The organism is Streptomyces auratus, from assembly GCF_050433025.1.
GTDB lineage: Bacteria > Actinomycetota > Actinomycetes > Streptomycetales > Streptomycetaceae > Streptomyces > Streptomyces sioyaensis.
In genome coordinates, this window is the sequence record NZ_JBNGCB010000003.1 from 3,275,546 (window position 1) to 3,295,925 (window position 20,380).

Annotated in this window: 20 protein-coding genes and 1 pseudogene; 18 read left to right on the forward strand and 3 right to left on the reverse strand. The window is 67.5% G+C overall.

The features are described from left to right. The first annotated feature begins 83 nt into the window (after positions 1–83). Positions 84–893, forward strand: coding sequence for a discoidin domain-containing protein (locus BKA18_RS34105; protein WP_429638733.1), 810 nt, complete (start codon positions 84–86; stop codon positions 891–893). A 189-nt stretch (positions 894–1,082) separates the two neighbouring features. Here the strand turns inward: BKA18_RS34105 and BKA18_RS34110 are convergent, their stop codons facing one another. Further along, entirely contained in the window at positions 1,083–1,805 is a 723-nt protein-coding gene (locus tag BKA18_RS34110) for a GntR family transcriptional regulator (protein WP_366048571.1), read from the reverse strand. A 156-nt stretch (positions 1,806–1,961) separates the two neighbouring features. On the opposite strand from BKA18_RS34110, the gene BKA18_RS34115 reads away from it, so the two are divergent. The 12 genes from BKA18_RS34115 (at position 1,962) to BKA18_RS34170 (ending at position 13,387) form a co-directional block, all read left to right on the forward strand. Then, a complete protein-coding gene (locus BKA18_RS34115) occupies positions 1,962–3,257 on the forward strand; it encodes an ABC transporter substrate-binding protein (protein WP_366048573.1) in 1,296 nt (431 codons plus the stop codon). Positions 3,258–3,348: 91 nt separating this feature from the next. After that, positions 3,349–4,263: a carbohydrate ABC transporter permease gene (locus tag BKA18_RS34120; RefSeq protein WP_366048574.1), complete on the forward strand. Its 915-nt coding sequence runs from the start codon at positions 3,349–3,351 to the stop codon at positions 4,261–4,263. Next, the gene (locus BKA18_RS34125; protein ID WP_366048575.1) at positions 4,260–5,183 is read left to right on the forward strand and encodes a carbohydrate ABC transporter permease; all 924 of its coding nucleotides are present in this window, start codon (positions 4,260–4,262) and stop codon (positions 5,181–5,183) included. Before BKA18_RS34120 ends, BKA18_RS34125 begins: the two co-directional genes overlap by 4 nt. A 72-nt stretch (positions 5,184–5,255) precedes the next feature. Next, on the forward strand, positions 5,256–6,347 hold the full coding sequence (locus BKA18_RS34130) for an enolase C-terminal domain-like protein (RefSeq protein ID WP_366048576.1): 1,092 nt from the start codon (positions 5,256–5,258) through the stop codon (positions 6,345–6,347). Positions 6,348–6,513: 166 nt separating this feature from the next. Further along, positions 6,514–6,837, forward strand: coding sequence for an L-rhamnose mutarotase (locus tag BKA18_RS34135; protein ID WP_366048577.1), 324 nt, complete (start codon positions 6,514–6,516; stop codon positions 6,835–6,837). Positions 6,838–6,941: 104 nt separating this feature from the next. After that, complete coding sequence (locus BKA18_RS34140; protein ID WP_366048578.1) at positions 6,942–7,793, forward strand: fumarylacetoacetate hydrolase family protein; 852 nt, start codon at positions 6,942–6,944, stop codon at positions 7,791–7,793. 14 nt (positions 7,794–7,807) lie between these two features. Further along, positions 7,808–8,629, forward strand: a complete 822-nt coding sequence (locus tag BKA18_RS34145) for an SDR family NAD(P)-dependent oxidoreductase (RefSeq protein ID WP_366048579.1) — start codon at positions 7,808–7,810, stop codon at positions 8,627–8,629. Beyond that, positions 8,616–9,647 carry an aldo/keto reductase gene (locus BKA18_RS34150; protein ID WP_366048580.1) on the forward strand — a complete coding sequence of 344 codons (1,032 nt, stop codon included), beginning with the start codon at positions 8,616–8,618 and terminating at the stop codon, positions 9,645–9,647. Before BKA18_RS34145 ends, BKA18_RS34150 begins: the two co-directional genes overlap by 14 nt. Before the next feature lie 2 nt (positions 9,648–9,649). Continuing rightward, positions 9,650–10,390, forward strand: coding sequence for a (Fe-S)-binding protein (locus BKA18_RS34155; protein WP_366048581.1), 741 nt, complete (start codon positions 9,650–9,652; stop codon positions 10,388–10,390). After that, positions 10,387–11,850 carry a lactate utilization protein B gene (locus tag BKA18_RS34160; protein ID WP_366048582.1) on the forward strand — a complete coding sequence of 488 codons (1,464 nt, stop codon included), beginning with the start codon at positions 10,387–10,389 and terminating at the stop codon, positions 11,848–11,850. The genes BKA18_RS34155 and BKA18_RS34160 overlap by 4 nt, the downstream gene beginning before the upstream one ends. Further along, positions 11,847–12,515, forward strand: coding sequence for a LutC/YkgG family protein (locus BKA18_RS34165; protein ID WP_366048584.1), 669 nt, complete (start codon positions 11,847–11,849; stop codon positions 12,513–12,515). The genes BKA18_RS34160 and BKA18_RS34165 overlap by 4 nt, the downstream gene beginning before the upstream one ends. Positions 12,516–12,523: 8 nt before the next feature. After that, positions 12,524–13,387 carry an amidohydrolase family protein gene (locus BKA18_RS34170; protein ID WP_366048585.1) on the forward strand — a complete coding sequence of 288 codons (864 nt, stop codon included), beginning with the start codon at positions 12,524–12,526 and terminating at the stop codon, positions 13,385–13,387. Between the two features lie 64 nt (positions 13,388–13,451). On the opposite strand, the gene BKA18_RS34175 is transcribed toward BKA18_RS34170, so the two are convergent. Next, positions 13,452–14,168: a GntR family transcriptional regulator gene (locus tag BKA18_RS34175; RefSeq protein WP_366048586.1), complete on the reverse strand. Its 717-nt coding sequence runs from the start codon at positions 14,166–14,168 to the stop codon at positions 13,452–13,454. Positions 14,169–15,381: 1,213 nt separating this feature from the next. Between BKA18_RS34175 and BKA18_RS34180 the strand changes: the two genes are divergently transcribed. The 4 genes from BKA18_RS34180 (at position 15,382) to BKA18_RS34195 (ending at position 18,030) form a co-directional block, all read left to right on the forward strand. Next, positions 15,382–16,131 (forward strand): trypsin-like serine protease, encoded by a 750-nt coding sequence (locus BKA18_RS34180; protein ID WP_366048587.1) that lies wholly within the window; start codon positions 15,382–15,384, stop codon positions 16,129–16,131. A 394-nt stretch (positions 16,132–16,525) separates the two neighbouring features. After that, entirely contained in the window at positions 16,526–17,029 is a 504-nt protein-coding gene (locus tag BKA18_RS34185; RefSeq protein ID WP_366048588.1) for a hypothetical protein, read from the forward strand. An 89-nt stretch (positions 17,030–17,118) separates the two neighbouring features. After that, the gene (locus BKA18_RS34190) at positions 17,119–17,400 is read left to right on the forward strand and encodes a hypothetical protein (protein WP_366048589.1); all 282 of its coding nucleotides are present in this window, start codon (positions 17,119–17,121) and stop codon (positions 17,398–17,400) included. A gap of 432 nt (positions 17,401–17,832) precedes the next feature. Next, positions 17,833–18,030 (forward strand): hypothetical protein, encoded by a 198-nt coding sequence (locus BKA18_RS34195; RefSeq protein WP_366048590.1) that lies wholly within the window; start codon positions 17,833–17,835, stop codon positions 18,028–18,030. A gap of 172 nt (positions 18,031–18,202) precedes the next feature. On the opposite strand, the gene BKA18_RS34200 is transcribed toward BKA18_RS34195, so the two are convergent. After that, positions 18,203–18,703 (reverse strand): RICIN domain-containing protein, encoded by a 501-nt coding sequence (locus BKA18_RS34200; protein WP_366048591.1) that lies wholly within the window; start codon positions 18,701–18,703, stop codon positions 18,203–18,205. Positions 18,704–18,939: 236 nt separating this feature from the next. Between BKA18_RS34200 and BKA18_RS34205 the strand changes: the two are divergent. Beyond that, positions 18,940–20,265, forward strand: a pseudogene (locus tag BKA18_RS34205) (IS1380 family transposase). Positions 20,266–20,380 lie beyond the last annotated feature (115 nt).

The window sequence follows — 20,380 nt, forward strand, 5'->3', positions numbered from 1 at the left end:
CATTGGTCAATCGATTGATGCCTGTTTTCATCGCCTCGTGAGTTCCCCGCCGCGCCGACCAGGCAACGACCGGACGAACGAATGTGAAACCCCGTCGCCCCTCCTGGCCAGCTGATCAGTACCTCCCGCGCGCCTGGGGCAACTACGTCGAGCAGGACTCCCAAGACTTCGCTTCGCTGTACCTGGACAACGGATCCAGCTACTGGGACGTGAAGAACAACGTCGTCGGCGGCTACACACCGCACTGGGCTTTTGTCCAGAACGGAGCTCCAGCCGCGCATGACAACGACGTGCAGAACAATTACGCCGGCTCTGACGCAGGGCGCTCCCACAACTCGACCGTGCCGGACAACCAGAGCACCCCGCCGGGCAACAACACCGTCGGCCTGACGACCTGGCCGACAGCGGCACTGAACATCATCTCCAACGCCGGACTCGAGCCCGCGTACGTCGGGCTCCTGAACGGTCAGGCACAGACGAATCTTGCGTACAACAAGACGGCATTCGTCTCCACCACATACTCGACCAGCTTTCCGGGCGCCAACGCGAATGATGAGAATGCCGGCACCCTATGGGCCTCGAGCTCCTCTGACGCCAATGCCTATTGGGAGACCGACCTCGGGGCCGCACACACCCTGTCGAGCGTGCAGATCCTCTTCCGCCAGGACGCCTACGACTACCCGACCGAGCGCCAGAACTTCCGAGTCTGGGTGTCGGCCAGCCAGGACATGTCGCTAGGCAAGACCATTGCATGCACCGTCGGCGGGACACCGCTGCCATATCAGTGCTCCTATAGCTGCGTGCTGCCCGCAGGGTCCTGGAGATACGTCGCAGTGGTCAAGACAGACGGAAAGCCGCTAGTCCTGGGGGAGGTGAGGGTGTTCGGCCACTGAGCCGCCGCAGCGGCTGAGCACACGCAGGATGCTTCGTCGTCGCCGACGAAGCATCCTGCGTGTGCTCAGCCGCTGCGGGCAGGGCTGCCCTCTTCACGCTGGACGATCCTCAGACCGCGGTCGTGATCTGTGACGCAGGACAGCTCCGTCAACCCCGGCAATCACGGGTCCGCAGACGGTTCCCCGGCTCTACTCGACCAATGCCTGACGCAGCCGAGCCAACGCGCTCGTGAGGTGGTCCCGCATGGCTGTGGCTGCGGCGTCCGGATCGCCCCGGCGTATCGCGTCCACAATGAGCTGGTGTTCCTCTCCCGTCTGGGCGGCGGCATCGGGACGGCCGTACAAGTTGTAGAGCCGCATGCGGGTGTATGTGCGTTCCAGATGGTCGATCACGACGCGGTTGCCGGAGATCCTTGCCAGCCCGAGGTGGAAGTTGATGTCCCGCTGGGCCTTGGTGTCGCGCGCGTCATCCCCTGACTGGTCTGCGGGGGCGGCCGACGGATCGCAGGTCGAAGCCAGATCGGCGACGCCTTCCTGGTCGTTCCGCCGGGCGGCGTTGGCTGCGGTGGGCGGTTCGACAAACAGCCGGTATTCATAGAGCTCCTCAATGCCGCGGAAGTCGAGGAGCATGGATGCCCTGAAGCCGCGGTACGGCTCGTTGGTCACCAGCCCCTCCGACGTGAGACGCGCGAGGGCCTGGCGGACCGGCGTATTGGAGACCTTGAGCTCGCGAGCGATCTGGTCAAGGTTGAGTCGCTCGCCGGGAGCGAAGCGGTTGGCGAGCAAACCTTCCTTGATCACCTCATAAATGTCGTCGGCCAGTACGTTGCGTGCCGGCGGCTGCCAAATCTTCTCGGCCCGGCCGACGCCTTTGGCCTGATGCGTGGCCACTGGGTTTGTCTCGTCCGTCACTGCCCTCTCCCTCCCGCTTCTGCTGCAACTGCGCCGTCAAACATTCGTTCACAGATCCCTTGACAGTGGCTGCACTCGTCTGCAATCTAAGCGGAATCGTACATGATGTTTTCAGCACGGTGCTCGCATAGACCGACTGTGACTGAAGGAGTGTCCGTGATCCCCGGTATTGCGTCACGACGCTGGCGCGTCCTAGCTCCCGCTTTTCTCGCTTCCGCTGCAATGGTCCTCTCGGCGTGCGCCTCGTCCGGAGAGGGCGACCCGAACCGCCCCCTACTGGTGTGGACCGACGCCACCCGCCAGGCCGGCTTCGAGCAGTTCAAGAAGGCCCACCCGAACGTCAAGATGAAGATCGAGACGTACGACACCAGCGCGCTCCTGACCAAGATCCAGCTGTTCAACCGCACGGGCAAGGGCCACCCGGACGTCGTCTTCAGTCCACTGCCCACCCATGCCGCATCGCTCAGCAGCAAGCTCTTCGACTTCGCCGAGCCTCTGGACCACCTGGTCCCCGCGAGCGTGCAGCGGGGCTTCGGGAGCGCCAACGACACCTGCAAGATCGACGGCAAGCTGGTCTGTCTCAAGAACGACCTGGCGCAGTCCGTTCTCTGGTACAACAAGCCGCTCATGGACCGGTGGGGCTATGAGATCCCCACTACCTGGCAGGAGTATGCAGCCCTGGGACGGCGCGTCGCCAAGGACCACCCCGGCACCATCATCGGCTCGGCCGGGGGCCAATTCGTGTACTACGACTTCTTGTATTCCAGCGGCTGCCCGCTGCAGACCGTCACCGGTCCGAGCGCTGTGCACATCAATACCAAGGACCCCAAGTGCACTCGGGTCACCGAACTGCTGGACCCGCTGATCAAGTCGGGCGCCGTCTCCCGCAACGGGCCCTTCGACCCTGAGATGATCAAGCTCAGCAAGAAGGGGAAGATCCTCATGATGCCGGGCGCCTCCTGGTACGGAGACTTCCTCTTCAAGCCCAAGGCATCCTTCGCAACCCCCAACGGCAAGATCGCGGCGGCCCCCTACCCGAAGTGGCAGGGGGAGTCGAAGAACTACTCGGGTGCCACCGGCGGCGGCATCTACGTGGTCTCCAAGCGCTCGGCCAACAAGAAGGGTGCCGCTGCCGTCGCCCAGTGGATGGCCACCGCCAACGAGTACCAGGCAAATGCGCCTACCTACCCGGCCTACGGCCCCGCAGCGAAGGCCTGGGGCGCCAAGCACGCGAGTGACACCTTCTATGCAACCAACCCCTTCCCCGTGCTGCAGAAGCAGGCCGACCTGATCAATCCCGCGGAAAAGCCCACCGTGTACGAGGTCGATGCCGCCATCACGTCGACCCTCGTGGCCAAGGTCCGCGCCGGCGGAAAGCTCGCCGACGGAATGGCGGAGCTGCAGACCCAGCTCAGTCAGCTCGCGCAGTCAACGGGCTACACCGTCAACTGACCCATGGTCGCCCGGCGGTCGTGCACCGCAAGCAGTTGTCGGCCCGGACGCACGGGCGCCCGGGCCTGCGCACCGAATGAAAGGAGAGACCGTGGCAAACAGGCTGGCCGCGATGGCGCCGCGACGGCGCCGGTCCGACGCCCACGGATGGTGGTTCCTGGCCCCGTACCTCGTGCTCCTGCTGGTCTTCGGACTCCTCCCCACGGGCTACGCGATCTACGACTCGTTTGTCGTCGACAATGCAGCCAGCGCAGGCAGCGGTTTGGGCACGGGCAACTATCAGAACGTCTTCGCCGACTTCCGGTTCCTGCCCGCGCTCACGCACGTCGGCATTTTCCTTCTGCTGTGGCTGCCGCCCATGGTGATCGGCGTCCTGTTCTTCGCGCTGCTCCTGCACGATCGTGTCAGCCGCGTCACCGGGGCTATGCGCCTGGTCTACTTCCTGCCCGGTGCAGTGACGGGCTCGGCCAGCGTCCTGCTGTGGTACTGCATGCTCCAACCCAGCCTCAGCCCCTTCGCCCCGATGCTGAAGGCGATGGGGCTGACCGGTGACGCCGAGGTCTTCCAGAGCGGCAATCTCACGCTCATCTTCGCGATCATGGCATTCACCACCGGGGTGGGCCAGTGGATCGTCATCATGTACGGCGCGCTGCAGAACATTCCCGACGAGGTACTGGAGGCTGCGGCGCTGGACGGCTGCGGTCCCGTGCGCCGGGCTCTGCTCATCAAGCTGCCAATGGTCACAAAGTATGTCCTCTACATGGTGATCCTGTCCTTTGCCGCAGGCGTGCAGATCTTCGTCGAGCCACAGCTCATCTACCAGATCACGCGCAGCGCAGGCAGCCCGTGGTGGTCGCTCAACCAGTTCGGCTACACGCTGGCTTTCCAGTCGGGCGACTTCGGAGGTGCCGCGACCGTTTCCGTGATCCTTCTCGCCATATCCACCCTGGCCGCGCTCCTCCTGATCTTTCGCACCGACTTCTTCAGTACGGAAATGGACCGATGACCACCGCCTCCGCCGAACATGCCGAAGGCCGCCGTCGGCGCAGCCGCTCCGAGCGCTGGACTACGGGACGCACACTGCGCTGCGTCATCCTGCTGGGCTTCGCCGTCTACTGCCTCATCCCCCTGCTGTGGCTGCTGCTCGCCCCCACCAAAACCGATGCCCAACTGGTCGGAGACCACCCGCTCAGCTTCGGCTCACTCGGCCAGGTCGCCACTGCCTGGCACCATCTGATCGCCTATGACTCCGGCGTGATCTACCAGTGGCTGGTGAACTCGGTGCTCTACTCGGCGGGATCCCTTGTGATCACTCTCGCCACATCCGTGCTGGCCGGATATGCGCTGGCCACCACTCGAGTCCTGGGGCGGCGCCTGATCCTCGTGTTGACCCTGATCGCCATGATCATCCCGCCCACCGCGCTTGTCCTGCCGATGTTCCTGGAGATCAATGCGGTACACCTCACCAACACGGCCCTGTCGGTGATCCTCCCCGGGGCCTTCTACCCCTTCGGCGTCTACCTCGCCTTCATCTACTTCTCCACCAGCCTGCCGAGGGAGCTGATGGAGTCCGCCCGCCTCGACGGCGCCACGGAGATCAGGCTGTTCTGGAGCATCGCGCTGCCGCTCGCCAAACCCTTGGTCGGGCTGATCGCCTTCTTCGGTTTCGTGGCGAACTGGAACAACTACTTCCTTCCCTACGTGATGCTCAGCGAGCAGGAGAAGTTCAACCTGCCTGTCGGACTGGGCGCGGTCATCTCCGGTACCCCCGCACTGAACCCCGCCATCGGGGGGAGCCAACTGCCCATCACTCGGCCCGAAGTCGCCCTCGCCGGTGTGATCGTGGTCCTGCCGATCGCGGTCATCTTCCTTCTCTGCCAGCGCTACCTGGTCCGCGGCATCCTGGCCGGCTCCGTCAAGAGCTGACCCCGGACTGCGCGAGCAGCACCGTCGGCCGCTCCGGCCGGTCACATCCCCCACTCTTTTCCGGAGGAATCTGTGCGTATCACGTCTGTCGAGGTCGTCCTTGTCGAGGAGCCCGGCAACTCGCCGGCCTTCCGTTGGCGCAATGGCCTGCCCGGCTCCGACGGCCCCCATACAGCTGGCTGGCTCATCGTGACAACTGATCAGGGGCTGAGCGGCTATGCGTACTGCCGACGCGGCCCCATCCTCAAGGACATCGTCAACCGGCGCCTCCGCAGCGAATTCGTCGGTGCGGATCCGCTGGGCCGCGAGTGGCTGTGGCACCGGATGTGGGAGCTCGACCGCATTGAGGAATTCCCCATCTACGTCCAGGGCGTGGTCGACGTTGCCTTGTGGGACATCGCCGGGAAGGCCGCGGGACTGCCGGTCCATCAGCTGATCGGCGGGTTCCGGGATGCCATTCCCGCCTACGCCTCCACCGTCACGTTCTCCAGCATCGCTGAGTACCTCGATGTCGCCGACCAGTGTCTGGAGCTGGGGTTCCACGCGATCAAACTGCATGCCTGGGGCGATGTGAACCGCGACGTCGAGCTGTGCCGGGCGCTGCGTGAGCACGTCGGCCCCGATGTGGCGCTGATGTACGACGGCTCTGCCGGTTTCGACCTGCTCGACGCCATCCGGCTCGGTCAAGTCCTCACGGAATACGACTACTTGTGGTACGAGGAACCGATGCGGGAGTTCAGTGTCACGGCCTACCGCAGACTCGCCGAACGCGTCGGCGTCCCGCTGCTCGTCGGTGAGACGAGCGACGGAGTCCATATGAACACCGCCGACTTCATCGCCTCCGGCTCTGCCTCCGCAGTACGCACCGGCACGTACTTCCGGGGCGGCATCACAGGGTCCCTGCGCATTGCCCACCTTGCGGACTCCTTCCACCTGCGGGCCGAGGTCCACGGAGGCGGGCTGCCCAATACCCACCTGTGCATGGCGATCCCGAACACCACCTACTACGAGTACCTCGTCGACTCCAACCCTGTCCGCCGGACGCCCGAGGTGGATGAGAAAGGCCTGGTCCACGCGCCCACCGGCCCGGGCATGGGGTACGAGGACCAGTGGGCCGCAACCGGCGCCCCGGCTGCAGTCGAGACCGTCCTGCCGTCCGCATGACACCCACCGTGGGCGCAACGCGCCGCCACCCAGAGGAGCCGACGATGAGGATCGCGATCCGTGGTGAGGTCGTCAACGATCGTGACTACGTGAGGATGAGTGGGAGGGTCATTCGGATTATTCATAATCGGGCGGTGTCGGTGGTGGGGGCGGGGGTGGTGGAGGCATGATTCGGGTGGCGCAGGTCATCGGGGTTCGTCCGGGGATGCTTGATGAGTACCGTGCGTTGCACCGTGAGGTGCCGCAGGCGGTGGTGGACCGGTTGCGTGACTGCCATATCGCGAACTATTCGATCCATCTGCTCGGCGACCGGTTGTTCAGTTATTTCGAGTATCACGGCGATGATCTGGCTGCGGATATGGCCCTTATGGCTTCGGACGAGGCGACGCAGGCCTGGTGGAATCTGACCGGCCCTTGCCAGCAACCGGTGCCGGAGGCGGCGGCGGGTGAGTGGTGGGCCGCGATGGAGCAGGTGTTCCTCATGGAGTAGGCCGCTGTCCCTCCTGCGACTCGCGGCTACAGGTAGCGGCATTGAACCTGGGCCCACCCCTACACGAATGATCAGTGCAACAGCGAGAAGTGAAAGGGAATCACGTGAAATTGCTGCGCCTTGGCGGCTTCGGCAACGAGCGCCCCGCAGTCCTCGACAGTGGCGGACGCACCTACGACCTGTCCAGGCTGACCCGTGACATCGACGGGCCCTTCCTGGCGAGTGGTGGTGTGGAGCGGGTACGAGCTGCCCTCGGTTGTGGTGAATTGCCGCTGTTGGACGGGGAGGGGATGCGCATCGGCGCGCCGGTGGCGCGTCCGGGCAAGGTGGTGTGTGTGGGCCTCAACTATCGGGATCACGCGGCGGAAACCGGGGTTGAGGTGCCGCCGCGGCCGGTGGTGTTCATGAAGGACCCGTCCACTGTGGTTGGTCCGTACGACACTGTTTTGATTCCGCGGGGCTCGGCCAAGACCGACTGGGAGGTGGAACTGGCGGTGGTGGTGGGCCGGCGTGCACGTTATCTCGCCGACCCCTCGGACGCGGCGGAGGTGATCGGCGGATATGCGATCAGCAACGATGTGTCGGAGCGTGCCTTTCAGCTGGAGCTCTCGGCGCAGTGGGATCTGGGCAAGTCGTGTGAGACGTTCAATCCGCTGGGGCCCTGGCTGGTGACCGCGGATGAGGTGCCCGATCCGCAGGCGCTGGGTCTGCGGCTGTCGGTCAATGGTGTGCGGCGGCAGGACGGCACGACCAGGGACATGATCTTCGATGTCGCGTACCTCGTCTGGTATCTGAGCCAGTACATGGTGCTGGAGCCCGGCGACGTCATCAACACCGGCACCCCTGCGGGAGTCGCTCTGGGCCTGCCGGATTCGCCCTACCTGCGGGCCGGTGACGTCACCGAACTCGTCATCGACGGTCTCGGCACACAACGGCAGACCTTCGAACCGGCATGAAGGAGACGGCGGACATGAACGGGTACGACGACTGTGACGCTGGGGTCGGCGCATGCGCGCCGAGGGGGGAACTGTCCGGGCTCAAGGCTCTGGTCACCGGTGGGGCTTCGGGGATAGGGCTGGCCACGGCGAGGCTGCTGGCTGCCCGTGGTGCGGAGGTGGCTGTCCTTGACCTCGACTTGTCGGGGGTGGTGGAGCCGTTGCGTGGCTACTACGCGGATGTGTCGGATGACGACATGGTGCGGATCGCGGTGGATGCGGCGGTCTTGGATCTTTCGGGCCTGGACATTGTGGTCAACAACGCGGGTATCGGGGCCGTGGGCAGCGTTGAGGACGGTGGCGATGACCAGTGGCAGCATGTCTTGGATGTGAACGTCATGGGTGTGGTGCGTACGACCCGGGCGGCGCTGCCGTACCTCAGGGCCTCCTTGCACGCTGCCGTCGTCAATGTGTGCTCGATCGCCGCCACGGCGGGTCTGCCTCAGCGGGCGCTGTACAGCGCGAGCAAGGGCGCGGTGCAGTCGCTGACGCTGGCCATGGCTGCGGACCATGTACGCGAGGGTATCCGGGTCAACTGCGTGAACCCGGGAACGGCGGACACGCCGTGGGTGGGGCGCCTGTTGGACCAGGCCGCGGATCCGGCGGCGGAGCGCGCCGCGCTCAATGCCCGCCAGCCCTTGGGTCGTCTGGTTTCGGCCGGCGAAGTGGCCGCTGCCATCGTCTATTTGGCCTCGCCGGCGGCTGCGTCGGTCACCGGCGCTGCCCTTGCGGTGGACGGCGGGATGCAGGGGCTGCGTCTGCGGCCGGCGGGAGGTGAGGGCTGTGCGCAGCACTGATCACGAAACGGTGCTTCCGCGCCGCACGCTGGGGCGCAGTGACGTCGCCGTCACGACTCTGGGGTTCGGTGCCGCTGCCATCGCCGGCCTGTTCTCCCCTGTCGGGGAGGACGAGGCCGCCGCTGCGGTGGAGGCGGCCTGGGGCGCGGGCATCCGGTACTTCGACACCGCCCCGCACTACGGTCTGGGGCTGTCGGAGCGCAGACTCGGCGCCGTGCTGCGCACCAAGCCCCGTCAGTCGTACACGGTCTCGACCAAGGTCGGGCGGTTGCTCGTACCCACGGAAGGCGGCGGGCACGAGGGGGATTACGGGGATGATCTCGCCCACGGATTCGCCGTGCCTGCGACCCACCGCAGGCGGTGGGACTTCAGTGCCGACGGTGTGTGCCGCTCGCTGGAGGAGAGCCTGACCCGCCTTGGCCTCGACCGCGTCGACCTCGTGCTGCTGCATGACCCCGACGACCACGAGGAGCAGGCGTTCAGGGAGGCGTATCCCGCGCTGGAGGAACTGCGCTCCCAGGGCGTGGTCGGCGCGATCGGCGCGGGCATGAACCACAGCCGCATGCTGACCCGCTTCCTTGAGGACACAGATGTCGACGCCGTGCTGTGCGCCGGCCGCTACACCCTGCTGGAGCAGACGGCGCTGACAGCGCTGCTGCCGGCCGCCGCGGCGCGCGGCAAGAGTGTGATCGTGGGAGGCGTGTTCAACTCCGGCCTGCTGGCCGACCCCAAGAACGACGCCACATTCGACTACCTCGCCGCTCCGAAATCCCTGGTGAGCCGTGCGCTGCGCATGCGGATGGTCACCGAGGGGCACGGGGTGCCCCTGCGCGGCGCCGCGCTGCGCTTCCCCTTCGGGCACCCGGCTGTCGCCTGTGTCCTGACCGGCGCGCGCTCGGCGGCTCAAGTCCGCGACGCTGGTGCACAGATGGATCGCGCGATCCCCGACGTGATGTGGGAGGCGCTGCGGTGGGAAGGCCTGCTGCCGCGGCACGTGCCCGTACCGAAAGGGAGGTAGTCATGCGCATCGCACTGTTCATCACCTGCTTGGCCGACACGCTGTACCCACAGACCGGCAGGGCGGTGGTCCGCCTCCTCGAACGGCTGGGGCACACGGTGGAGTTCCCCGGGGACCAGGCCTGCTGTGGCCAGATGCACTTCAACACCGGGTACCGGCCCGAGGCCCTGTCGATGGTGCGCCGTTTCGCCGAGGTCTTCGCCGGCTACGAGCACGTGGTCACCCCCTCCGGTTCCTGCGCTGGCATGATCCGCGAGCACCACCGCACGATCGCCGGGCAGTACGGCGACGCGAAGCTGCAGGCCGCGGTGGAGATGGTGGCGCCGCGGGTGCACGAACTGTGCGAGCTGCTGGTCGACGTGCTCGGCGTCACCGATGTCGGCGCGTACTTCCCGCACCGCGTGACGTACCACCCCACCTGTCACTCCCTGCGCATGCTGCGGGTGGGCGACAAACCACTGCGGCTGCTGCGTGCTGTGGAGGGAATCGACCTCGTTGAGCTGCCCGAGGCCGACGGCTGCTGCGGCTTCGGGGGGACCTTCGCCCTGAAGAACCCCGATGTTTCGACGGCCATGCTCGCCGACAAGGTGCACTGCGTGCAGTCCACCGGCGCCGAGGTGCTGACGGCCGGGGACAACTCCTGTCTGATGCACATCTCCGGCAGCCTGAACCGGCTGCGTACGGGCATCGGCAGCATGCACCTCGCCGAAATCCTCGCCGCGACCACAGCAGACGCACGATGAGCGCCACCGAGGACGGCCTCGTCTGGCTCGGTACCCCCTCCTTCCCCGAGGCGGCCCGCACCGCTGTCGCCGACGGCCGCCTGCGCGCCAACCTACGAGGCGCCACCCGTACCATCCGCGCCAAACGCGAGGCGCTCACCGCGGAGCTGTCCGACTGGGAGGAACTGCGCACCTGCGCGGCCGCCGTCAAACGTTCCGCGCTGCGCCACCTGGATGCCCACCTGATCCGTCTGGAGGCCGCCGTCACCACTGCGGGCGGCACTGTCCACTGGGCAGCCGACGCCGCCGAGGCGAACCGGATCGTGACCTCGCTGGTGGCGGCCACCGGCGAGCGCGAAGTGGTCAAGGTCAAGTCCATGGCGACCCAGGAGACCGGCCTCAACCAGGCCCTGGCCACAGCCGGTATCCGAGCCTACGAGACCGACCTGGCCGAACTGATCGTGCAGCTCGGCGACGACCGTCCCTCCCACATCCTCGTCCCGGCAATCCACAAGAACCGTTCCGAAATCAGGGACCTGTTCCGTGACTCCATGGCCGCCTGGGGCAGGCCCGCGCCCGAAGGACTGACCGATGACCCGGCCGCCCTCGCCGAGGCCGCGCGCCTCCACCTCCGCGAGAAGTTCCTGCGGGTCAAGGTCGCCGTCAGCGGCGCGAACTTCGCCGCCGCCGACACGGGCACGGTCGCCGTGGTCGAGTCCGAAGGCAACGGCCGTATGTGCCTCACGCTCCCCGAGACACTGATCACCGTCATGGGCATCGAGAAGGTGCTCCCTTCCTTCGCCGACCTGGAGATCTTCCTCCAGCTTCTGCCGCGTTCGTCCACCGGCGAACGGATGAATCCCTACACCTCCTTGTGGACGGGGACCACCGCCGGCGACGGGCCACAGGACTTCCACCTCGTGCTGCTCGACAACGGCCGGACCGCTACTCTGCGCGACACAGTCGGACGCCAGGCACTCGCTTGCATCCGCTGCTCCGCCTGCCTGAACGTCTGCCCGGTCTACGAGCGCACCGGCGGCCACAGCTACGCCTCGGTCTACCCCGGCCCGATCGGCGCGGTGCTCACCCCACAGCTCGCCGGGATCGAGCACGCGCCATCGCTGCCCTTCGCCTCCACCCTCTGCGGCGCCTGTTATGACGCCTGCCCGGTCAAGATCGACATTCCCGAGGTGCTGGTACATCTGCGAGCACGAGCCGTCGAGGGCAAACGGGGCCCGGTGCCCACTGCCGAGGCACTGCTCATGAAAGCCGCCGCGGCCACCCTCGCCAGCCCACGCACCCTGACCGCAGCACAGTGGGCCGGTGCGCTCGGCGGCCGGCTGCTGTCCCGGCGGGGCGTCCTTGGGAACCTGCCCGGCCCACTCGCCCACTGGTCACGCACGCGCGACGCCCCAGTCCCTGCCCGCGAAACATTCCGCGCCTGGTGGCGCCGCACGCACCGGCAGCAGGAGGAGCGATGAGCAGCAGGGAAACAGTACTGGGACGCATCCGGGAGGCCCTAAGCGACGTACCGGACACCGAGGCGCCAGACACCGAGGCCGTGCCCCGTGCCTACCACGACAGCCACGCGGGCCCCGACGTCACCGGGCTCTTCATACAACGCGCCGCGGACTACCACGCCACGGTGACCCGGACCCACGACGCACGCGCCGCGGTCACGGCGGCATTCGAGCGGCACGCGCTCACACGCGTCGTCGTTCCGGACGGCTTCCCCGAACAATGGCTGCCTTCGCCAGGCACATGGCAGCGGCTCTGCGACGACCCACCGCTGGGATTCCACGAACTCGACACGGCAAGCGGGGTGGTGACCACGTGCGCACTGGCCATCGCCGTCACCGGAACCCTCATCCTGGACGCAGGCCCCGGGCAGGGCCGCCGGGCACTCACCCTGCTGCCCGACTACCACCTCTGCCTCGTACGGGCCGACCAGATCGCCGGGGACGTGCCCCAGGCCCTGCGCCGGACCGACCCGCGCCGCCCACTGACCCTCGTCTCCGGACCATCCGCCACCAGCGACATCGAACTGCAGCGTGTGGAAGGAGTCCACGGACCCCGCACCCTGGACATCATCATCGTCGAACCCGAGGGCCAGGACACGGCGACCGCGGCCCCCACCACCCAGTGAGGCCACACATGCACATCATCGACGCACACCACCACCTCTGGGACCTGGACGTACGCGCCCAGGAATGGATCACCGGCCCCCAACTCACCCCACTGCAACGCTCGTTCACCCTCAAGGACTACGAGATCCAAGCCCGGCCGGCCGGCATCACCGCAAGCGTCCTCGTCCAGACCATGGCCGTGCCCGAAGAGACCCCGGAGCTCTTGTCCCTGGCCGCCGGCACCGACCTCATCGGTGCGGTCGTCGGATGGACCGACCTCACCTCACCCGCCATCAGCGACGAACTCGCCCGCCTACGCGCCCTTCCCGGAGGAGAGTTCCTGCGCGGCATCCGCCACCAGGTACAAAGCGAACCCGACCCGCGATGGCTCACCCGGCCGGACGTGCTGCGCGGATTGCGCGCCGTGGCGGCCGCAGGCCTCACCTACGACGTTCTGGCGCTCCCCCACCAACTGCCCGCCGCCACCCAAGCAGCCGCCACCGTGCCGCAACTCACCTTCATCCTCGACCACTTGGGCAAACCACCCATCGCATCGCACACGATCCAGCCCTGGACCACCGAACTCCAGCACCTCGCCGCCCTGCCCAACACCGTATGCAAACTCTCCGGAATGGCCACCGAAGCCGACTGGGCATCATGGACCCTCGACGACCTGCGCCCCTACACAGACACGGCACTGGAGGCATTCGGCCCCCACCGCCTGATGTTCGGCTCCGACTGGCCCGTATGCACCCTCGCCGCAACCTACACCGACGTCGTCGCGTACACCCAGGCTCTCACCTCTGCACTCGGCGAAACCGAGCAGTCGGCCGTATGGTCCGGCACCGCGGCCCGGGTCTACCGAATGCCGGCGGACCAACCACTGCGGTGACGGCTGACCGTCCACAGGCCGGCACGGCCCCGCCCTGACCGAGCGGGCGCGAAGAGCTGCACGGTCAGGGCTCCTCATCCCGGCTGAGCTGGCGCTGGAGGCTGTGGCTGAGGTGCTCCGCCATCGCCTCGGCCGCGCGGTCGGGATTGCGGCGCAATATTGCGCGAACCACGCGCTCGTGCTCCGCGAGGGTCGGGTCATCGGCGCCGAGGACGCTGCTGAGCCTGAAGATGTGCAGATGGGAGTGGAGCCGCTCCACCGCGTCCGCGAGCAGTGGCCGCTGGGATGCCCGTGCGATCGCATCATGGAAGCGCTGATCGAGGGCGGCAAAGTCGCGGTAGGCCGCGTAGCGCCCAGCAGGCCCCGGGTGGGACTGCATCTCTTCGACGATCCGCTCGATGCCATCGAGCTGATCCTCACTGGCGTTGACCGCAGCGAGAGCAGCTGCCCTCGGTTCCAGCAGCTGCCGCATTTCGAAGAGTTCCTCGAGCCCCTGGCGGGTCAGCAGCTCAGTGGTGCGGTACCCCGAGAGCGTCCTCTTCACCACCAGGCCGTCGGACTCCAGTCTGGCCAGCGCCTCTCGGATGGGGGTCGGCGAGACGTTGAGGGAGCGGGCCAGGGCCTCGATGCTGACGCGTGCGCCGGGGGTGATCTCATGGTCCATGACCATGGCCTTGATGTTCTCGTAGACGCTGTCCGACAGGGCCTGACGGGCGGGAGGCAGGTCCCGTCCGTTCCTGTCCCGCGGCGCCCCGGGCGCGGACGTGTCGTGCTGCGGCATCCGGTCTCCTACTACTGTTCGCGGCTTGTCGGGGCAGCAACAGTTTACCCAGGTGGGACGTGCTTCAGGGGCGCTGCGAGTCTGCCCCGAAAAGCTACATGCCCTCCGCAGGGTGCCGCGCCCATGCCCACCCGGGCCAGCCCGGCGTAGACGGCGATCAGTAGCACGAGAGGGACGATCGCCATCGCCGGTGGCCTGGTGGACGGCCCCGGGGGCCAGGGGCCGGCGGCGGCCGGCAGACAGCTGCCGTTCTGCGCCCTGCCCCCGGATCCCGGCGCCTGAGTCTGCTCGCCGGCGCCCAGGTACTCGATGACCTTACCGAGGGTGTACAGGCGTTCTCTGAGCGCGACGGCGCAGCCCGGCTGGTCCAGCAAGGCCGCACTTCGCCGATCGCGTGTGTGGTCGTGGAGCAGCCGACGCCGAACCCAGCAGCCCGTCGTGCGTGACGCCGCGAGGTGGAGATGGCGAGGGGCGTCAGGTAGCGGTCGACGAAGCCAAGCCCGTGTTTAGCCCCGGCGCCCACGACCCACTGGCGCGGCCGCGCGGCGGGCGCCGCCCGGGTGCGGCTCATTGCCCCAACGAACCCACTGCGGTGGCGACTTCAGCTCTTACACCCGGCGACGGGCTCGTGATCCGGCGGCTTCTGATGATCGCGGCACGGACCCGGTTCCCCAGCACGCAGACCATGATCAGCGAACCACAGCCCCGACACACCGACGCCAGCCATGCACGAGCTTGTCACCAGTATGGCTACCTGCACTCCAGGTTCACCGCCGAGTCTCGGCGAACAGCGGCCGTCCGCGGATTCGACGGTCGGCAGAATCCCAGTCCAGCCACCTGCGCAGAATCCCCTCACACCTCCACCCGCAGCGCACCCCGAGAAAAGTTCCGTCAGATGACGGATGCCATCAGGCCTGCACGTGGCCGTATGCTCAGGCAATCATCCCGACGGACTCACTACATAAAGTCAGTCCATCACTGCCGCCAGAACCCAGTGCTGGCCGGGGCCCCCTTTCCCGTGGCCCATGTCATTCCTGACTTTCCGCAGACGTGGTGACCCCACGCGGTCGATCACAAAATGATCCAGAGTCAGTATTTGCTGACATGCTCCACACATATGAGGATGTGCTGGTTTTGCTCGGGATGTAGCTTCTAGCAATCCGCCCTTTCCGCTCGACCCACCGAACGGAAAGACCAGGGGAGAGAACAGCCCATGATTCCCGGAGTACGAAGGACGAGACGAGCAGCGCGAAGGTCTGCGCTGGCATCGGCCGAAACCGCCCCTGCCCTGGCGGCCTCCACCAGTACGGCGCACGCGCTCCAAGGCGGCGTCGGCGCGCAGACGGTGGCGAGCACCGTTGTCTACATCGGAGCAGATGTCGGCTACATGTTCTCGGGAGCACTGATCAGCGCGAACTGGGTGCTGACAGTCAAACGCTGTCTAGAGGAAACGCCGGGGTACAGCATCGACCGGGGTGACGGGAAAAGCGTCCGAGTCGACCAGCAGTACAGCGCTCCGGTCGGCGACATGGCACTTCTCCACCTCGCCTCGCCTCTGGACGGGGCAAGGATCTGGGGCACCATCGGCGACGGATACATTCCCCTGGCCGCCAGCACCGACCAGCCCGCCAGACCCGGCGACACCGTGTATGCCATGGGCTACGGCAGCGCGGGGTTGGAAGTCGCCGAAGAGAAAATCACCTCGTACGGCCCCGACGGCAGCTACGGCATGGTCGGATCGACGTCTGACGACGGCGGAGCCGCATTCGTAGGCGACTCAGGCGGGCCTGTCTTCCGCTCACACGGCAATGGCGCTCTGACGCTCATCGGCCTCGTCAGCGGTGGAACCATCTACACAGAAGGCGACCGCAGCACCTGGTTCGCAGGTGGTCCCACTGTCTGGAGCACTGACAGCACCGGTGCCATGAACCGGGACTGGATCCAGGAAGTCACCGGGATCTGACCACCCCGTCTCCGCGGACACCGGGCCCGGCCGCCACGCGTCAGCCCTCTTGAGATATCCAGGCCGGGCTTTCGCCCGCTTCGCCTAACCCAGAGAAGGGTTCTGCGCTCGGTGATCGCTCGTACGGCGACCACCGCGACAGCGCAGGCCCACCAGGACGTCGCGCACCGCGGTGTCGAAGCAGGTCGCCGACGCCAACGGCCACAAGGGTCGAGTTCTACCGTCTGCATCGGAGCAGTCGGCCCGTGTTAAGAGCCCTGATCGGTCCGAAGTGGGCACTGACAGCCGCGCACTGCCTTGGGACGACACGTCCGGTTGGCCTTGATCGTGCATGAGGACCCGTCAGCTTGCGACCGGCCCTCATGCAAGATCAAGGCTAGGGCTTCTGCTCGCCGTGGAGGTGGGGTCGGTCGCGCTGTTCGTGCCGCGCGATCTGGAGCGCCTGAGCGCGCCAGAGACGCGCCGGGTGCTGGAGGCGGGCGGGGTGGCGCACGCCCGGGAGGCGCCGGACGAAGCGGAGCGGGCCGCGACGCCGGCCGGCAGCCAGGACCGGTCGGTGCTGGAGTCGTCGGAGTTGGACCCCTGTGTACTTCAGGCCCGGCCGACGGATCTGATCCGGCGGCGGCAGCACGGCCGGGCGGTGCTGGCGGCGGGTGCGGCCGTGCTGGTGTGCGGGGCGCTGCTGGGGATGCCGGGCGACGGCTGGGGCCCGGACGGTGCCGCCGCCCCGCCGTATGCGCGCAACGGCGCCGCCGAGGCGGCCCTGGACCCCGGAAAGCTGACGGTGACCTCCGCGACCGCCTGGAAGCAGGCCGCCCGGCAGGACTTCGCCACCTGGCCCGCCCGCGGCGACCGGATCCACGACAGGGTGCTGCTGCGGCGGGCGCTGGCCGTGTAGGCCAGGCCGGGGCCGAGGGTGCCGGTCTCGGCGACCCCGGCACCCCGGCCGACCCGGCGGCCGGTCCTGTCCAGCTGCTGTTCGCGGGGGTGGTCGACCACGCCGTGGTGGTGCTCTTCCACGACGGGCTGCGGGTGGTGCGCTCTGCAGAAGCTGCCGACGGCGAGGGGCAGAGCGAGGGCACAGGCGCCGCACCGGACTTCGCGCGTACGGACGGCGCGGCGGCGGGTTCGGCGAGTGCGGTGGTCGTGAGCCGCACGCAGCGCAATGTGCGCTATCTGAACGCCCCTTGGCTGAAGTCGGCGCGGGTGCTCGATCTGGTCAAACCGGACGCAGCGGACCAGCCGCTGGCGATCGGCGCGGGCGGGTGACCGATCCGGTGCCCACTGCGCGGCCCGCGGAGAAGTGCACGACCTGGCAGCGCTCCAGGCCTGCAGCCGGCTGCTGACCGATCTCAGTGAGCTGACCCAGCCCGTCTGACGTACGGCAACCGCGCAGGCCGGGCGAGGTGACCGGCAGGCAAGCAAAGGCGGCCTGGGCCCGTACGGCCTGCCAGCTGGCCGCGGTGCGCGGCCAGGGCGTCCGCACGGTCAACGCCTGAGAGTTCGCCCGGCAGCCGCTGCCCACCGGCGTCGGCCTCGCGGCCTGGCTATGCACCCGCGCCGAGACCTGGCGCGGGGTCAGGCAGCCGGACGATTGCCCAGCTCCAGACCCCGGCGCCGAACGGTGCGCCCTATGCGACGGGCTCGGTCACGGCGCGTGCCGAGGGAGTTACGGCCTGCGGACCGCGAGCGCCACGGGCGTTGGCCGGGGTCCTGTGGAAGTCCCCGGCCGGCACGTGGTGCGCGGCCGGCAGCAGCCAGGTCACCTCGATCACGGCGACCGGCGGGGTCCCCGGCCAGGTAGCCGGGCGGCTGCTGGCGGCCCCGGCGAAGGCAGGCGACCGGACGGAGCTGACGGGGCAGCTGGCGAACGGCAACCAGATCAAGGGGCTGGGCTGAACGATGCCCCGGGGTACACCGCACCGTCCCCGCCGAACTCAACAGCCGCCCACGCAAAACGCTCGGCTGGGAAACCCAGCCGAGCGTCTGCCTGAGCTACTCACCACCACACATCAGCGATCACGTGTGGCAACGCCCCCAGAATCCACCACAACCGGCGGCCCGTCAGACGCTATTTAAGGAATTTCGCCTCGTCAGTACCGCACGCCCCTGCCTTGAGAATAAGCTTGTCTCCATTCGGAATCAAGCATTCCTCCCCATGGGGTGCATAGTCGTTCACCAGCTCCATGTATCCATCTGACGTGTCCCGCATGTGCCAGCCCGAATTGGGAAGGTCACACCTTCCCAGCTCAACACTGGGCCCGCTACCCCGCCTAAGACACTGTCCGGTCCCCCTGTGGGCGAAGATGTCGTATCCGCGGCCCGCGTCGGTGAAAGTCTCCTTGACCGCGAACTGCTGGTCTGGGTTGCCGTCCTGCTTCGGCTTGAGCGTCATGTCTCCGCTGAGCGACTTCGACGTGTCACTCTTGGGCGTTATGTAACCAACACCGTCCGCGTGGGCAGCTGATGGCAACGTGATGACTGCGAGTGCCGCAACGGGCATCACGAACAGTGCGATGGCCCGGCGGGGCCGCGGGGCGAGATGGAGCGGATGCTTGCGGGCGAAAACCACAGCGTTTTCCCTTTCACTCGTGGGTACTTTGACTCGGATCCGGCGTATCGCTCTCCGCGCGACGGCGTGCAGCAGGAAGTTACGGGCTCACCGTGTGTGAACCGGGGGCCCTTTCGCCCTGCGCCGCGTTGTCTGAAGATTCCGCGTGAAGATGGCACCAATCTACGATGCGCCATGAACCTTTATATCCGTCATCCGACCTACATTTTTAGAGAACTGGTGGACTTCGGTACCGAATGGAGGCCGGTCATGCCCGCGCACGGGCGCCGTCCTGGTCACCGGAGTGGACAGCCAGGACGGTCCGTAAGACCGGTCTGGATGCAGCGATATCGGCAGCGCTTGCACCGTGGCGCAAACCGCGACCGGTGCACGATCCGGGCAAGATCCTGTTGGATGTCGCGATCGCGGTGGCCCTGGGCGCGGACTGCCTGGCCATGTGGGCCTGCTGCGGGCCGAGCCGCCCTCTTTGGGCCGGTGGCCTCCGACCCCACGGTCTCCCGGCTGGTCAGCAAGCTGGCGTCGGGCGAGCAGCGGTCCTGGCCGTGCTGCGCACCGCCCGTGCCGAAGTGCGCGAACACGTAGGGCGGTTGGCCGGTGACGCGGCACCGGACGCGGACGGGCACGCGATTGTGCATCGACGGCGTCCTCGTCCTGGCGCACTCCGAGAAGCAGGACGCCGCTGCCACCTGGAAGAAGACGTTCGGGCACCACCCGCTGATGGGGTTCGTCGACCACGGCCGGGGCGGGTCCGGCGAGTCAGTCGTGGGCCTGCTGCGGCCCGGCAACGCGGGTCCCAACACCGCCGCTGACCACATCGAGGCCACCAAGCAAGCCCTGGCCCAGCTGCCGAGGCGGTTGCAGCGCGGCCGTCAGACGCTGATCCGCTGCGACTCCGGCGGCGGCACCCACGAGTTTGTCGCCTGGCTCGCCCAGCGCGGAAGGTGGCTGTCGTACTCGGTCGGCATGACCATCACCGACGCCATCCACCAGGCCGTTTTGAAGGTACCCGCTTCCGCGTGGACGCCGGACGGCGAGATCCGCGACGGGGCCTGGGCCGCCGAACTCGCCGGTGACTGTCTGACAGGCTGGCCGAGAGGACTGCGGCTGATCGTCCGCAAGGAACGCCCGTACTCTGGGGCCCAGTTGCGCTTCGCCGACGCCGACGGCATGCGGTTGACCTCCTTCGTCACCAACACGGCGGGCGAGGCGATCGCCACCCTCGAACTGCGCCACCGGCAGCGGGCCCGGGCCGAGGACCGCATCCGTGCCGCCCGCGCCACCGACCTGCGCAACCTGCCCCTCCACGACGCCGCGCAGAACCAGATCTGGCTGGAGAGCGTCCAGATCGCCCTGACCCTGCTGGCCTGGATGCCCCTGCTCGCCCTGACCGGGGCCGCCCGCCTGTGGGAGCCCCGCCGCATGCGGCTACGGCTGTTCTCCCCGCTGCCCAGCTGGTCACCACCGGCCGACGCCGCATCCTCCGCCTCGCGAAGCACTGGCCTTGGACGGATGTGATCACCGGCGCCCCGGACCGGCTCCACGCCTCCCGAACCCCCGGCTGACCAGCGCGTTCCTGTCCCTGCGAGCAGCACCACCCCACCGGAGCCAGTGAAACCCGGCGCCCACCCGACGCGACTGTGGGTCCACAAGCACGTCCGCCCTCCAGAAAACCACCCC

What these genes read in the sequence shown, in the direction of transcription:
- BKA18_RS34165 (WP_366048584.1), top strand. Translation starts at nt 11,847, where the DNA reads ATGAGCAGCAGGGAAACAGTACTGGGACGCATCCGGGAGGCCCTAAGC.
- BKA18_RS34175 (WP_366048586.1), bottom strand. Translation starts at nt 14,168, where the DNA reads ATGCCGCAGCACGACACGTCCGCGCCCGGGGCGCCGCGGGACAGGAAC.
- BKA18_RS34145 (WP_366048579.1), top strand. Translation starts at nt 7,808, where the DNA reads ATGAACGGGTACGACGACTGTGACGCTGGGGTCGGCGCATGCGCGCCG.
- BKA18_RS34125 (WP_366048575.1), top strand. Translation starts at nt 4,260, where the DNA reads ATGACCACCGCCTCCGCCGAACATGCCGAAGGCCGCCGTCGGCGCAGC.
- BKA18_RS34180 (WP_366048587.1), top strand. Translation starts at nt 15,382, where the DNA reads ATGATTCCCGGAGTACGAAGGACGAGACGAGCAGCGCGAAGGTCTGCG.
- BKA18_RS34170 (WP_366048585.1), top strand. Translation starts at nt 12,524, where the DNA reads ATGCACATCATCGACGCACACCACCACCTCTGGGACCTGGACGTACGC.
- BKA18_RS34160 (WP_366048582.1), top strand. Translation starts at nt 10,387, where the DNA reads ATGAGCGCCACCGAGGACGGCCTCGTCTGGCTCGGTACCCCCTCCTTC.
- BKA18_RS34135 (WP_366048577.1), top strand. Translation starts at nt 6,514, where the DNA reads ATGATTCGGGTGGCGCAGGTCATCGGGGTTCGTCCGGGGATGCTTGAT.
- BKA18_RS34155 (WP_366048581.1), top strand. Translation starts at nt 9,650, where the DNA reads ATGCGCATCGCACTGTTCATCACCTGCTTGGCCGACACGCTGTACCCA.